The sequence below is a fragment of the Colwellia sp. MB02u-10 genome, from assembly GCF_014077185.1.
GTDB lineage: Bacteria > Pseudomonadota > Gammaproteobacteria > Enterobacterales > Alteromonadaceae > Cognaticolwellia.
This window is the reverse complement of the sequence record NZ_JACGVK010000112.1, coordinates 18,619-34,264: the sequence shown is the minus strand read 5'-3', so window position 1 is coordinate 34,264 and position 15,646 is coordinate 18,619. Positions and strand designations below refer to the sequence as shown.

At 39.9% G+C, this 15,646-nt stretch carries 12 protein-coding genes and 1 pseudogene; 3 read left to right on the top strand and 10 right to left on the bottom strand.

All coding sequences use genetic code 11. The features are described 5' to 3' along the window. Positions 1–61: 61 nt before the first annotated feature. Positions 62–739, bottom strand: a complete 678-nt coding sequence (locus H4J59_RS07970; RefSeq protein WP_182238333.1) for a glutathione S-transferase family protein — start codon at positions 737–739, stop codon at positions 62–64. 246 nt (positions 740–985) lie between these two features. Here H4J59_RS07970 and H4J59_RS07965 point away from each other — a divergent pair, with 246 nt between their 5' ends. Continuing rightward, the gene (locus H4J59_RS07965) at positions 986–1,882 is read left to right on the top strand and encodes a LysR family transcriptional regulator (RefSeq protein WP_182238331.1); all 897 of its coding nucleotides are present in this window, start codon (positions 986–988) and stop codon (positions 1,880–1,882) included. Between the two features lie 291 nt (positions 1,883–2,173). On the opposite strand, the gene pntB is transcribed toward H4J59_RS07965, so the two are convergent. The 4 genes from pntB to H4J59_RS07945 form a co-directional block, all read right to left on the bottom strand. Beyond that, positions 2,174–3,571 (bottom strand): Re/Si-specific NAD(P)(+) transhydrogenase subunit beta, encoded by a 1,398-nt coding sequence (pntB, locus tag H4J59_RS07960; protein WP_182238416.1) that lies wholly within the window; start codon positions 3,569–3,571, stop codon positions 2,174–2,176. A gap of 10 nt (positions 3,572–3,581) precedes the next feature. Beyond that, positions 3,582–5,117: a Re/Si-specific NAD(P)(+) transhydrogenase subunit alpha gene (locus H4J59_RS07955; RefSeq protein ID WP_182238329.1), complete on the bottom strand. Its 1,536-nt coding sequence runs from the start codon at positions 5,115–5,117 to the stop codon at positions 3,582–3,584. A 335-nt stretch (positions 5,118–5,452) separates the two neighbouring features. Beyond that, positions 5,453–6,472, bottom strand: a complete 1,020-nt coding sequence (gene adhP / locus H4J59_RS07950) for an alcohol dehydrogenase AdhP (RefSeq protein WP_220469765.1) — start codon at positions 6,470–6,472, stop codon at positions 5,453–5,455. A gap of 92 nt (positions 6,473–6,564) precedes the next feature. Continuing rightward, the gene (locus H4J59_RS07945) at positions 6,565–7,956 is read right to left on the bottom strand and encodes an NAD-dependent succinate-semialdehyde dehydrogenase (RefSeq protein WP_182238325.1); all 1,392 of its coding nucleotides are present in this window, start codon (positions 7,954–7,956) and stop codon (positions 6,565–6,567) included. Positions 7,957–8,722: 766 nt separating this feature from the next. On the opposite strand from H4J59_RS07945, the gene H4J59_RS07940 reads away from it, so the two are divergent. After that, positions 8,723–9,280, top strand: a complete 558-nt coding sequence (locus H4J59_RS07940; protein WP_259369443.1) for a GNAT family N-acetyltransferase — start codon at positions 8,723–8,725, stop codon at positions 9,278–9,280. Between the two features lie 511 nt (positions 9,281–9,791). Here H4J59_RS07940 and H4J59_RS07935 read toward each other — a convergent pair. Then, positions 9,792–10,202 (bottom strand): PaaI family thioesterase, encoded by a 411-nt coding sequence (locus tag H4J59_RS07935; RefSeq protein ID WP_182238412.1) that lies wholly within the window; start codon positions 10,200–10,202, stop codon positions 9,792–9,794. 74 nt (positions 10,203–10,276) lie between these two features. Next, on the bottom strand, positions 10,277–10,879 hold the full coding sequence (locus H4J59_RS07930; RefSeq protein ID WP_182238323.1) for a flavin reductase family protein: 603 nt from the start codon (positions 10,877–10,879) through the stop codon (positions 10,277–10,279). 241 nt (positions 10,880–11,120) lie between these two features. Between H4J59_RS07930 and H4J59_RS19385 the strand changes: the two are divergent. Then, positions 11,121–11,630 (top strand): annotated as a pseudogene (locus H4J59_RS19385) (transposase); the annotation flags it as partial. A 15-nt stretch (positions 11,631–11,645) separates the two neighbouring features. Here H4J59_RS19385 and mnmH read toward each other — a convergent pair. The 3 genes from mnmH to H4J59_RS07910 form a co-directional block, all read right to left on the bottom strand. Then, complete coding sequence (mnmH, locus tag H4J59_RS07920) at positions 11,646–12,752, bottom strand: tRNA 2-selenouridine(34) synthase MnmH (protein ID WP_182238319.1); 1,107 nt, start codon at positions 12,750–12,752, stop codon at positions 11,646–11,648. Continuing rightward, complete coding sequence (selD, locus tag H4J59_RS07915) at positions 12,752–13,786, bottom strand: selenide, water dikinase SelD (protein WP_310733177.1); 1,035 nt, start codon at positions 13,784–13,786, stop codon at positions 12,752–12,754. Before selD ends, mnmH begins: the two co-directional genes overlap by 1 nt. Before the next feature lie 86 nt (positions 13,787–13,872). Then, entirely contained in the window at positions 13,873–15,477 is a 1,605-nt protein-coding gene (locus tag H4J59_RS07910) for a cation:proton antiporter (RefSeq protein WP_182238315.1), read from the bottom strand. Positions 15,478–15,646: the final 169 nt, after the last annotated feature.

The window sequence follows — 15,646 nt, the reverse complement described above, 5'->3', positions numbered from 1 at the left end:
TTTGTTCGTAATTGAATTCACGTAAAAATGTGGTATTGACTGCTTTGATCGCAACTACATGTTATCCGGCGTTTGCCGCTTTAATTTGAGCGGTCACCTTTTGCATAAACTCAGGCATGTTTGCCTGACGGTCGGCCTCTACTTTTTGGGCAATGGCAGATTGACTCATGGCATTGTTCCATTCTTTCATTCCTGGTACTTCTGCCAGTACATCCCACTCAAGCTGGCTAGCGCCAAAAGCGCTAACAATAGTGTTTACATAATGAAGATAGATATCTGCCATGGTTAATTGTTCACCTGCCACCCAAGGTGAAAACTGACACAAGCGACTTAAAGCTGTAATGCCACGCGTTAATACTTGACGTACTTCAACTTTAATAGCATCAGGCACTGCTGTGCCTGAAAATGCATAAGGTATCAGTCGTCTGCTTGGCAGTTCAAAATAAAGCTCTGCTATTTTCATCATTTGGCGGACAACAGCACGCTCTCCTGCATTTTCAGGATATAGCGGAGTTGCAGGGTAAGTCTCTTCGATAAAATCACAAATAACACTCGACTCTGAAAGTTCAAGGCCTTCAGCCGTTGTGATAACGGGTACTTTGCCAGCAGGACTCATTGCGAGTAATTCCTCACTACCCGCGTAAAGTAGGTTTTCTTTAAATGGCAATTCTTTGTGTAGCAATACATGTTTCACTAGGTTGTAGTAGTTACTAGCGGCAAAACCGTGCAAAATTATCATAAGTAAGTGTCCCGTCATTAATGTGAAAATTGTGTTTAGCTCTGTTTAATTATGCTCAATTGCCGAAAGTGCAATTAAAGCCTCTGTTTTTAATACCTTGCCATAAGAGTAAGGTGGTAATCTTTAAGTTAAACGTATTATTACTTGTTTTAATTTGGTTATATATAAGGGAAAATGCGAATCACTATTGCTTTTAAAGCAACAATCAAGCAAAAGCATTCAGTATTTATTTAATGGAGAAGCCAGTTGGATCAACTACGTGCAATACGCTATTTCAGCAAGGTCGTCGAAACGGGCAGTTTTACCAAAGCGGCGAATACTTTAAATGTGCCGCCCTCATCGTTGTCGAGACGCGTGGCTGATTTAGAAAAGAGTTTAGGAGCAACGCTATTAAAGCGTTCAACTCGAATCGTTAAACTGACAGAAGTAGGACAAATTTATTATAACGATGTCCAGCAAATATTGAATCAACTAGAACAAAGCAATGAAACGGTTCGTAGTTATCAAACAACCCCCATGGGTCGTTTGTCTATCAGTTCAATGGTCGGTTTTGGCGAAAAAATATTACTGCCTTTGTTTGATGAATTCAGTGCGTTATACCCTGAAATTGTCTTAGATATTAGTTTAAGTGACGAGTTATCGACACTAGGGCGTGATGATGTCGATATTGCTATTCGCGGTGGTTACGCGCCAAATGAGCGCGTGTTAGCCATAAGGTTAATGGACAATGGCTTTATTCCTGTCGCTTCGCCAAGTTATTTAGCAAAGCACGGCGTACCTAGTAACGCAATGGAACTAAAAGAACATAATGGCGTGTATTTTAAAACCCCAACAGGACCAACGCCTTGGTTATGCAATATGAACGGTCAATGGCATGATGTTTCGGGGCCAGCGATAGCAATTTCAAATAACGGCCCCTGGTTAGCGAAAAAAGCGTGTGACGGTGAAGGCATTTTAATGTCAACGCGATGGGCGTTATCTTCCTATCTTGAGTCAGGCAAGTTGCAAGAGCTTAAGTTTGAACATGAGTTAGCGATAACTCAACATTCTGATATGGCCGTTTATTTGTTATATCAAAAACAACGCTACTTAGTACCAAAAGTAAAAGCAGCAGTAGATTTTTTAGTGGCAAGAATAAAGTAATCAATGAGTGCTAATAAATTCAATAGCACCATAACGTACAGCCGAATTAAAGTAAGTAATAGCCTTTACACGATTGCTATTACAACCAAGCCATTCTTGAATGATTAAAGGCTAAAGCCAAGCAATTTGTTACTTAGTCAGTAACTCATACTGATTAAGCTCTTTCTGGCTAAGCGACTTCCGCTGCGTGAATTAATTCAGCAGCAGATATTTTCTACTTTAATTACATATTGATTATGATGTTATTGCTGCGGGCTATAAAATATTCTTTTATAGCCCTTTTGTAACCCTTTATAGCGCCGCAACCACCTCGGTTAATGTTGCTTTGGCATCACCAAATAACATTTGTGTATTCTCTTTAAAAAACAAGGGGTTTTGTACGCCAGCGTAACCCGTTGCCATACTGCGTTTTAACACAATAGCTGTTTTACCATGCCAACATTCAAGTACTGGCATACCGGCTATTGGGCTGTCTGGCTCATCAAGCGCTGAGGGATTAACGATATCGTTAGCACCAATGATCAAGGAAACATCAACTTGCTCAAAGTCATCGTTTACTTCATCCATTTCAAACACAATATCGTAAGGTACATTTGCCTCAGCTAGTAGCACATTCATTTGCCCTGGCATACGCCCTGCCACTGGATGTATTGCAAAACGAACATTAACGCCTTTATCACGTAATTTCTCTGTGAGCTCGAAGACAATCTGCTGCGCTTTCGCCACTGCCATGCCGTAACCTGGAATGATCATCACTTCTTTGGCGTTATTAAGCAGTTCAGCGGTTTCAATTGCTGTCGTTGTTATCACTTCACCTTGCTCTTGTTCGCCTGAAGGCGATGCTTTTACGCTAGCGCCACTACCAAAACCACCAGCGATGACAGATAAGAAGTTTCGGTTCATTGCTTTACACATAATGTAACTCAAAATAGCGCCACTTGAACCCACGAGTGCACCAATAACAATGAGCAGATCATTATTCAACATAAAGCCTGTGGCAGCTGCAGCCCAACCTGAATAGCTGTTTAGCATAGATATAACCACCGGCATATCAGCACCGCCAATCGCCATAACCATATGAATACCAAAAACTAAGGCAATCGCTATCATAATGACTAAAGGTAACAGACCACCACCAATGGCAGACTGAGCAACAAATTGTTGACCAAACCAAACCACTGCAACCAATAAGGCGAGGTTAAATATATGCCGTCCGGGTAACATCAATGGCTTGCTGCCTATTCGGCCTGAAAGCTTGCCGTAAGCCGTTATTGAACCTGAGAAAGTAACCGCACCTATCAACACGCCAACATAGGTTTCTATGTCATGAATGGTTAAATCAATACCGGAAAAACTAGTTGAGGCATCAGCAAAATTAGCATAGCCCACCATAATAGCCGCTAGCCCAATAAGGCTGTGTAAAATAGCAATAAGCTCTGGAATATCAGTCATTTGCACGTGTCTGGCGACTAACATGCCAATACTACCGCCAATCAACAATGCCATCATCAACTCAATATAATTATTGCTGACCACACCTAAAACGGTTGCCAAAAACGCAATAACCATTCCCGCAATACCATACCAATTACCCTTTCGAGCCGTTTCTTGATTAGATAATCCGCTTAAAGCTAAAATAAAAAGAACCATCGCAGCGATATACGCCACGGTTACAATACCCGTACTAATCATGACAACCTCACTTACGGAACATTTTAAGTATGCGGTGTGTTACAGCAAACCCGCCAACAATATTAATGCTGGCAATTAACACCGTAAAAACGGCAAACCATTTAATTGTATCGTCCGTCGAACTTATTTGAATCAAGGCACCGATAACAATGATGCTTGAAATAGCATTAGTTACACTCATTAATGGCGTATGCAATGCTGGCGATACGCTCCAAATCACCATATAGCCAACAAAACAAGCCAATACAAAAACAGTAAAGTGCGACATAAAATTAGCCGGAGCAAACCCGCCAAGTCCAAGCAATGCTAAAGCACCCAGGGTAGCGCCAATAATAGGACCAACGATTGATTTCTTTTTCTCGACCGGAATAGCGACTGCTTTTTGAGCTTTAGGCTTTTTAGGTGCAGCAGAAAGCTTAGGTGCTGGTGGCGGCCAAGTTGTTTTTCCTTCAAGACAAATAGTTGCCCCTAAGACAACGTCATTTGTCATATCAACAAGCAGATTTCCATCTTTTTCAGGTGTCATTTCGGCTAACAAATTGTGTAAATTGTTGCTATAGAGTTGGCTTGACTGCGCGGCAAGACGACTGGGTAAATCGGTGTACCCAATAATAGATACACCATCAACAACCGCAACTTTGCCAGGCACAGTTAATTCACAATTACCGCCCTGCTCTGCAGCAAGGTCAACAATAACACTGCCTTTTTTCATTGAGGCAACCATGTCGCGGGTGATCAACTTAGGGGCAGGTTTTCCTGGAATGAGTGCTGTGGTAACAATAATATCCACGTCTTTAGCTTGCGCAGCAAACAAGGCCATTTCGGCTTGGATAAATTCGTCACTCATGACTTTGGCGTAACCACCTTCGCCGGAGCCGTCTTCATCTGTAAAGTCGAGCATTAAAAACTCGGCGTTCATACTTTCAATTTGTTCTTTAACTTCCGCTCTGGTATCAAACGAGCGCACAATCGCTCCCATACTTTTTGCTGCGCCAATAGCCGCTAACCCAGCAACACCCGCGCCAATAACAAGTACTTTAGCGGGATCTACTTTTCCAGCCGCAGTAATTTGCCCGGTAAAAAATCGGTCAAAATGTTGTGCGGCTTCTACTATTGCCCGATAACCCGAAATATTAGCCATCGAACTACGTGCATCCATTTTTTGTGCACGAGAAATACGCGGAATGCTATCTATCGCGATGGCGGTTACGCCACGTTCCGTTAATTCTTTTAGCATGTCTGGATTTTGCGCTGGCCATAAAAAACTAACCAATGTTTGTCCGCTTTTTAATAACGCACGTTCTTCAGCTTCTGGCGCTTGTACTTTAAGCACAATATCAGACTGCTGCCATAACGCTTTTGCTGAGTTCACTATGTCACAACCTGCTTGAGCGTATGCGTCATCAGTGTAATTAGCCGCGTCTCCGGCTCCCGTTTCAATGGCAACATTAAAACCAAGCTTAGTTAATTTTTTTACCACATCAGGGGTTGTGGCAACGCGTCGTTCGCCCTTGAGAATTTCTTTTGGAACACCGATTTTCATTTAAGAATCTCCAATTTTAACGACAGGAATAGGGTCTAGCACTTTGTAATACCCATCTCACTAACTATGTAATCATTTCTACCGGTTAAAATAACCAACCACTTCGTTATTTATTTAATAATTAGAACAACTAGTTATTAAAACAAACGCCTCGTTTTTGGTCATTTTCCCTGCGTATAAAGTAGATCACTTAATTAATGAAACTGGTATAACAAGATTTATTAGACGTGGTAATAGAAACAATAAAATGAAAGGTACAATGGCATCGTTTTTTTTATAGATAAGCCCATAAAATCAAACAATTAGCCATTGTATCTGTGACAACTTATGACAACCTAAAGCGTGAAGTCAATAACCACACGCGATGGTACTTTGCCATGCTCAAGTCTTTCTAAAATGTCATTAATAGCGCTTAAAGGTTGTAACTCAATATCCGCTTTAACTTTACCTTGCGCGGCAAAAGCAAGCGCTTCGGCCATGTCTTTACGGTTACCAACAAACGAACCTTTAATTGTGATGCAATTTGCGACCACATCAAACAATGGCGTTGGGAACTCACCTGGCGGTAAACCCACTAACACACAGGTGCCATGTTTGCGGGTCATATTAACCCCTTGCTCAAATGCCGGTAGCGAAGGTGCGGTGATCAGTACACCATGAGCGCCACCACCGGTTATTTCTTTAACCGTTTCAGCAGCATTTTCTGTTTTAGCGTTAACCACGGCATCAGCACCAACTTCCTTAGCATGTTCTAACTTGCCCTCGTCAATATCAACCGCGCAGACTTTAAGTCCCATCGCTTTAGCGTATTGAATCGCTAAATGGCCAAGGCCACCACAACCTGAAATGGCAACCCATTCACCCGGTTTAGCTTCGGTTTCTTTAATGCCTTTATAGGTTGTAATACCTGCACAAATAATAGGGGCCGCTTGTATTGCTGATAAGCCAGCAGGAACATGAGCAACATAATTTGGATCGGCAATAATATATTCAGCAAAGCCACCGTCTTTGGTGTAACCGCCAAATTCAGCATCAGGACAGACTGGCTCATAAGCACTTAAGCAAAACTCACAATGACCACAAGCGGAATAAAGCCATGGAACACCAACTCTATCGCCCACTTTTACGCTGGTAACACCTTCTCCAATTTCTGTAACAAGTCCAATACCTTCATGACCTGGCGTAAATGGCGGCGTCGGTTTTAATGGCCAATCACCATTTGCAGCGTGTAAGTCAGTGTGGCATACACCACAAGCTTCTGTTTTAACTAATATTTGTCCTGCAGCTGGCGATGGAACATTTAATTCACGTATCACTAAAGGTTTGCCAAATTCCTCGACAACAGCGGCTTTCATTTTATTACTCATCATTATTCCTATACATTATTTTCAATTATCGGTTCTTTAATGGCTGCTATTTAACGCATAGCAGCCCAAAATACGGCGAGTTAAAATGGTGCGTCAATATCAACAACGTTGATAAGTTTATGGTTAACAAACTCTTTAATGCCTAAACCAATAAGCTCTCGACCATAGCCAGAATGACGAACGCCACCAAAAGGTAAATCAGCTTTCACCATGGTTGGATGATTTATAAATATCATGCCCGTAGATATTTGTTTGGCAACCTCTAAGCCATGTTCCGGATCCGAGGTAAATACTGAGCCGCCTAAACCAAATGGAGAGTCGTTGGCAATTCTAATGGCGTCGGCTTCATCTTTTGCACGAAACAGCATAGACACTGGGCCAAAAAACTCCCAATTGCGAGCCGGATTATCCTCACTAATATTGGTTAAAATGGTGGGTTGTACAAAAGCACCTTGGCTAGGAACTTTAGGGCCGACTTCAGTCGCGGTTACACCAAGTGCTATTGCGTCATTAATTTTAACTTTGAGCTCGTCTGCTGCACTTTGTGACGACAATGGCGCTAATGTTGTTGCGGGATCAAATGGGTCGCCTGCTTGTAATTGAGCAACACCATCAGTGTACTGTTCAAGGAAGTCATCATAAACTTCATCTGCGATAATCATACGTTTAGACGATACGCAAACTTGTCCACCGTTCCAATGACGACCAAATACAGCCCAATTAACGGTTTTTTCCATTTCAGCGTCAGCAAGCACAACAAAGGCATCAGCTCCACCAAGCTCTAATGTCGATTTTTTAAGTGCTTTACCCGCGGTAGACGCAACAATGGCACCAGCACCTTCAGAGCCAGTCAGTGCCACACCGCGAACCAACGGATGAGAGATGATCATTTCTGTTTGTGAATGTGCGGCATACAAATTTTGAAAAACGTCTTTAGGTAGTCCAGCTTCTAGCATCAGCGCTTCAAATGCTGCTGCACATTGTGGAACAATACCAGCATGCTTTAATAGCATGGTATTACCTGCTGATAATTGCGGCGCAATAATACGCGCCACTTGATAATACGGAAAGTTCCATGGCTCAACCGCAAGCAATACACCAAGAGGGTCGTGCACAATGATTGCTTCGCCTTCCGCCGGGTCGGCAACAACTAACTTTTCTGATGCCAGCAGTCGCTCAGCATTGTTAGCGTAATACTCTAAAATAGCCGCAGATAATTCAACTTCAGCTTTTGCTTCTGATGTTATTTTACCCATCTCTAACGTTAATAATTTGGCATAACCCGCTAAATCTTCACGTAATAAATCAGCCGCTTTTTGCATTATTTTGGCACGAGAAGCAAAAGACGTTTGTTTCCATGATGCAAAGGCTGTGTCGGAATTTTCTATCGCTTTGATAATGTCAGCGTCTGTAGCATCAGGAAAAGTTTTTAGCACTTCTCCTGTATATGGATTTGTTGTTGCATAAGCCATGATAATTCCCTTAGTTAACGAATAAGACTTTGAAAGCTCTCAATATTAAAATACATAACGCTTAGAAACGCGTGTACCATTATTCTAGGCTAAGTGCTCAGGCGAGACTATTCGTGATGACACCTAAGCAAATGTGGAAAACCACAACTTGAAATACTAAGGTATTGTTGTTTATATAAAAAATTTAAATGTTGTTGTTGTTTTTTGAAGTATTCATCACTTATACTGCTATAGATATCAAAAAAAACTGATGCAGAGAATAAGTATGAATGGTATTGATGTTTTTCTACCGCAAATCGCCTAGAGTTATCAGTAATTTATACGGAAAAGATGTTGGTTCTGACTAGAAAATTGAGAGTGTGTCACTGTTATTAGGTTCTCAAAGGCATGAAAATACGATGAGATATTTAGGGAAAAAGAATAGAAAACTTACCTAACAAGAATCTCGTACACTAGATTGATATTGCCTTAGAAATAACATACAAAATAGAAAATGAATGTCTCTTTTAGCTTGTTGTAGGTATAAACCTATCAACTATGATGTTCCTCAACATGATCAACCCAAGAGCCACACGTTAAGTCGTTTACCTACTTTTATTAATATGGCTTCAAGCTGGGCATTAAAGAAACTAGTATCAAATTTTATGCTATCTATTTTTAATATCGTAACTTTAGTCACTCAAAAGGACAAATAACAGTTGGTTTTTGCTTCTTCTTCGCTTATTTTAACCAACTATTATTTGCCTCTTAGTGAGGCCTATGAGTAATGAATTTGAGCATTAATTTCCGACCGCTAAATAAAAATGATAATAACTACTCGAAGGTTATCGATCTGTATCAGGAAGCGTTTACCACAGTTCAACGTATTCCAACGTGGGTCCTCAGATTTAAACTGAGAAAAGGTAAGGTAGGCTTTAACGTACTTTATGCAGATGATACATGGATTGGCCTTATATATACCACTGAGTTTAAAGACATTGTTTTGGTACACTTTTTAGCTATATCAGAAGCTATACGCTCAGATGGATATGGCAGTAAAGTAATGGATTCAATAAAAATCATGCACTCTGGAAAAAGAATTGTACTGAATATTGAAAAAATCGATGAGCATGAAAAAAACTACCAGCAAAGAATCAAGCGTAAAGATTTTTATAAAAAAAATGGCTTTAGTTCATCCGGTTATATTGTGAAAGAACCCGGAGAAAAACTTGAGATGCTTATATTTGGCGGCAGTATCAGTAAAGAAGAGATAGAAGCAATGTACAAGCATCTCTTTGGTAGTATTATTGGCTTCTTACTTAGGCCTAAAATCATTAAAACATGAAGTAACACCTTAGCTACGTACTCCATACAAGCTTTTAAATAAGGACAAAATACGCTCCTATTAAGGCGTTACCGATACAAAAGCTAATGTCTCGAATATGGTAATTGTTAGCCTTACTTCGTAGGGGGCAATGGTCATTATTAGTGACCCCAACCTTGATTTATAGTAAAGAACTTTATTGCTCGGCTATTGGCACAGAGTTATTCACTACAGGGTTGGTAAATAACTTTATTGTTCTCCTACACCTACCCCTGTCAATACAGGAATAAGGGCGAATGTACTGGCTAAACTACAAAACCCTGACCAATTTTACTTGACCACTTCATGCTCACCCGTGACCTAAATAGTGGGTCTATATAATTTTTAAAGGGAATGTTCATTCAATTACTAGGTCATTAAAGAAGGATAAAAACCCTTACAACACTTTAATCACCGCACATATTTAATCTATTATATTTAGCGAATGTAAAGGTGCTGAACATTAACTAGCTAATGCTCACTATGATAAGGTTTATTTGAGTTTTGGTATTGAATATGTGCCAACCACATGTGCAACCGCTTTTTCATCACCTTCAGAATATAAAGAAACTTCACCAACGATCAGTGACTTCCCTACTTTTAACAAAGTACATTTAGCAATAATATCTTTCGTTGATGAGGGTTTTCTCATAAAGTTAATCGTCAGGCTGGTAGTAACCGCAAGTGCAACTATGCCTATTTCACCTAGAATAGCGACGTATAAACCACAATCAGCAACTGTCATTAAAACGGGACCAGACACCGTACCACCTGGCCTTAATTCATCAAACCCAACCGTGTGCCTTACCGTTGCTGACTGCGCTCCAACGGCTTCAACAGTGCACTTAGCCTGAGGGAATTCTGTTTTCATAAAATCTTCAATTTCTTGCTTAGTTGCCAAAATAGTTCTCCAAAATAGTTCTTAAAAAAGCTCAGCCAAGAGCGAATAATAGGTAACAACAATAGACAGTAAGCATTTTAAGGACGCTTAAGCTCTATATTTTTAGCTGTTAGGCTAAAGTGATTTCCACCCATTTTACCAACAGAATCAATTGATTTTTGCTTTATATTGCCATCTTCATATAAGTCATCTCTGACATAAATGCACTTTACATCCAAAAGAATAACCGTGCCGCCCGTAGGCAAATCACTAATCGGAATTACTTCTCTTAAGCTACACTCGTAACGTATGGGGGAGTCTTTCACTGAGCGAGGCATTACTTGCTCACTAGCGCAGCGCTCAACGTTAGCGAAATCAAATTCACTTTCATCTTTATGAAGACTGGCACTGGTCAGGTTCATTTTTTCTAATAAAGTGGAGTTAACTATATTGACCACACATTCGCCGGTTGCCATTAAGTTTTGTAAGGTATCTTTTTCAATACCACTTCGCTGCGTTACCTCAGTATAAAGCAGCACAGGAGGATTACAGCTGGCAACAGTGAAAAATGAATAAGGTGCTAAGTTATCAATACCCTCGGGGGAGCGCGTGCTAATCCATGCAATGGGTCTGGGCGTTACGCCGCCATTGAGTAGACGATATTTTTCTTGGTTTTCTAATACTGAAACATCAAAAATCATTAGTTACTCCATCTCCTAGTGTTCAAGTTTAACAGCACTACTCTACATCTTCTTTACTGCTAATACTTTGTTTTTCCGATAAAAATAATAAGTGACTATGATAAATTAAGGCTATAAATTACAACTTAAGTTACAACAATAAATGACTAAAGGTTTTGCACATCTACCTCTAGCAAACCTATTGCTGTTTTACTTTAAATACTAAAGTTAGTCACCTTGGTACAAAGCCTCAATCGTACTTAATTCTATCACTCACAACACGCATTGGGTGGGTGATATTACTTATATTGCCAGACATCAAGGTTGGGGTTATTTGGCCTGCGTTCTTGACCTATCAACAAAAAAATTGTTGGTTATGCCATATCACAATCACCTAATGCTCAATTAGCAAAAGAGGCATTAATGAATGCGATAAGCGTCAGCAGCCAAAGACTAACCTGTTAATGTTCCATTAAAATCAAGATGTTCAATATTCTGCCTTTGAGTTTAAACATGCGTTAGCAAAAAATTAAGATAACGGCCAGTGTGAGCTGCCAAGGAAATTTTTGGAATAATGAAACAATTTTTTAGACGTTTAAAAACTGAATGTCTGAATGCTATTACTTTTATCAATTCTCGAGCGGTGATGAGCGAAGGTGAAAATTACATTCAGTTTTATAATTATAAACCTCGACATTCTGCTATTGATTACACAACACCGCATCAAAAATTAAACGAGTTAAAAAGTGGTTTAAGTACACTCCAGATTTAGTTGACCATTACAGTTTTATTTATCCTGTATAAAAGCTAAACATTGTGCGTTGTTACCTTGAAAAATAACTCGGTCAGCTTTTAATCCTAACTGATATTGGTACATAGGATCATAATACTCACTAAGCAAGGGTTTTAACCAATCTAAGTGATACGCTAGTTGACCTTTTTGCTGCTGAGATAAGGCCATACTCTGTATTTGCTTTAATTGGCCATAACGTTCTGTGCCTAGGCGTTTACGTACTTTAAATAAACCTTGGGCTAAATACTCACTAAAGGCAACAAAACCTTGTTCTTCACCATAGGCGAGTTGGTATTGGCCGGTCATTTTGATGATATATTCTTGATATATCTGCTCAAGTCGATAATCTAAACTTTCTTCAATCACCACGACTGGCGCTAACGTCATTGCTTGGCGTAAACTTTCAGGTAAATGTACGCTACCAATTAATCTGCCTTCATCTTCCAAGACTAACCTTTGCGCTACAGAAAACTTACCTTGGATGTATTGTTCAGCCAAATTATTTTCAAAATTTATTTGATTGGCTTGCGCGGTAACAAAACCGCCAAAACTTGAGCCTCGATGACCGGCTGCGCCTTCTAAATCTAAACTGTTCGCACAATGGGCCAGAAAAGGCGTTTTTCCACTGCCGGTATTACCCGCTAAAATCGTTAAGGGATGTAAGGCAAGTTGCTCCAATTCGTTCAGTAAAAACTGACGCAGTGCTTTGTAACCTCCGGTAATCAATGGGTAGTTAACCCCTGACTCTTTTAACCAGCCTTGTACCGTTTGTGAACGTAAACCACCACGAAAGCAATATAAATAACCTTGTGGGTTTTCCTGGGCAAAGTTTTGCCAGTGTGCTAGTCGGCTTGCTTTGCTCTGTCCACAAACAAGGGCATTACCCAAAGCAATAGCGGCGGCTTGGCCTTTATTTTTATAACAAAGACCGACTTCAGCGCGTTCATCATTATTCATTAGTGGATGATTAATCGACTGACCAAAAGCGCCCTTTTCAAATTCAATCGGTGCGCGCACATCCATTAAAGGCAGTTTATTAGCAATAATAGTGCGAAAATCAGCGCTATCGGCGCGCGCTGTTGCTGAACTCTTGATGGCCATTACAATAAGCTTACCGTGGGTGAAGTGGCGGTAACAACTTCGCCAATAGCTTGAAGGTTCAAACCATTTTCTTGACATAAGGCTTCAAAAGCTTGCTTGCCTGCTGGCTTGACGGCAACGAGTAACCCGCCACTGGTTTGAGGATCGCACAAGAGTATTTTCTGTTTGGGGCTTAACGGCCCAACATGTTCGCCATAACTGGTAAAGTTTCGTTCACAGCCACCCGGTACACAGCCTTGGTCGATGTAGTCATCAACAAAATCAAGACGGGGTACTCGCTCAAAATCAATCACAGCCGAAACCTCGCTGCCTTGACACATTTCCAAAAGATGCCCTAACAGCGCAAAACCGGTCACATCTGTCATAGCGGTTACTGTCTCTAGTGCTGCAAATTTTTGCCCAATAGTATTTAAAGCTTTCATCACTTGCGGCGCTATATCGGCATGTTCAGGTAACAATTTACCTTGTTTTTCCGCCGTGGTTAAAATACCAATACCCAAGGGTTTAGTTAAATATAAAAGGTCTCCAACCTCGGCAGTATTATTTCGCTTAATTTGCGCGTTATTAATCAGGCCAGTAACCGCTAAGCCAAAAATAGGCTCTGGCGCATCAATGGAATGACCGCCCGCTAATGGAATACCGGCTTCAGCACAAATAGCTCTAGCGCCATCTAGTACTTGTTGGGCGATTTCTGGTGCTAAAAGATTAACCGGCCAACCCAAAATAGCTATCGCCATCAGGGGTTTACCCCCCATGGCGTAAACATCGCTAATAGCGTTACAGGCAGAAATTTTACCAAAGTCAGTGGGGTCATCGACAATAGGCATAAAAAAATCGGTAGTGGAGATCACGGCTTGGTCATTGCCAATATCGAAAACAGCGGCGTCATCTTTGGTGCTATTACCCACCAAAAGTGCGTTATTCACCGGCAAAGTAAGTGATGACTTTAGCATCACGTCAAGTACCGATGGTGAAATTTTGCAGCCACAGCCTGCGCCGTGTGAGTATTGAGTCAAGCGAATTTTTGTCATGATGTCTCGTATGAAAGAGTAAGCAGGTGCCTAATTTACAGTAATACCTGCCCTGTTACACCTGCCGATTACTATTTATAACCTGCCGCTTAACTTGCAGACATACTTTTTTTAACTAATAGCGCCGCTATTTCATGTTGTGCATAGACAAACGAGCTAATGTTAATACCCGCCAATTCGCTTTTTTCTTCTAAGGTATTAACTTTCACTATTAAGTTTGCCTTAGGAGAGTAATTAAGCACAGCCTCACAAATAATTTGTTTGTTTCTCAAAGAATTAGCAGTAACAATAATGCTACTGCTTTGTTCTACTTTTAATGACTCTAATACAGGCTTTTTGTCTAAGTGACCAAAATAGGCGTTATAACCACGCTTTCTTGCCAGTAATACATGTTGTAAATCATCAGAAATAATTAAAAAATCAACACCTTTACTGGTCAGTTCTTTCGCAACAATTCTGCCCAAAATAGCAAAACCACAAACAATGGTATGGTTGCTGGCATCTACCGCGGTTATTTTGTCTGCTTCAAAATATTCAACCACAAAAATGGCGGCTAACTTATAAATATTGCTGACCATAAAAGGCGTTAATATCATAGATAACACTGTGATCAATATGAGGAAACTGCCTAAGTTTTCTGAGAGAATATTTTGACTGATCGCCAAGGCAAAAATAGCGAAAGAAAACTCTCCAACTTGGCACAAAGCGATAGCCGATTTTATCGATTCACTTTTATTCGCTTTTGCTCTCATTAGAAAATAAACGATAATAGCTTTTATTATCATCACCAAGGCTAATATACCCAGTACCCAGTGTAAGTTGCTGATAAAAAATAACACATCGATTTTTGTGCCAATAGAAAAGAAAAACGCCCCTAATAATAAATCTTTATATGAGGATATATCTGATTCTACTTTTATGTGAAATTTAGTTTCTGCGATGATCATACCCGCAATAAATGCGCCTAAAGAATACGTAAAGCCCATTTCATGAGCAATCAGTGAAGTACCCAAAACGATGGTAAATACCGAACTTAAAAACAGCTCTTCCATGCGGGCATTTGCTGAGAAATGCAGTAACCAAGTAATGATTTTTTTGCCAATAGTAAACATGAAAATAATAATAAGGCTGGCATACAAAAGCGTTTTTAATAAAATATCAACCAGGGATAATTCATTATTGGATAAGAAGCCCATTAATAATAAAATAGGGATCACCGCCAAGTCTTGAAAAACTAAGATAGCAACTGACTTTTTACCATAAGGGGTAACAATATCTTTTGATTTTTTCAAATAGGGTAATACGATAGCCGTTGAGGATAAGCTAAATGAAAGCGCAATAATTAATGACGATATGGGTTCAACATTAAAGCCATAAAAGGCAATAATAAAAATAACAATAGAGCTAAAAGCAACTTGTATAAAACCATTAAAAAATATCAGCTCTTTCATTTTACCCAGCTTAGAAAATGACATTTCTAAACCAATAGTAAACATAAGAAAAACAATACCAAACTCTCCAATCAGCTCAAGAGAGTGAGGTGTGGTGCTGCCATTAAAATCAAAAAAATTACTAACAATAGTGCCAGTAATAATATAACCAATAATATGCGAAATAGAGAATTTGGTTAATACAATATTGATAACGCTCGCCAGCGCCAAGGATACAGCAATAATAACAAGTATGGAGTCCATCTAAGTCCTTAAATTAACCTGAATATTTATATCAGAAATTAAAAATTTATCTGATAACTTACATGCACATTACAGGCCACTAAAAAAACAAAAGCAGCACACCAGTAACGCACTAAGCTATGCAATTAATTATTTAAATTCAATAAGTTAACACTAAATAGCAATAAGT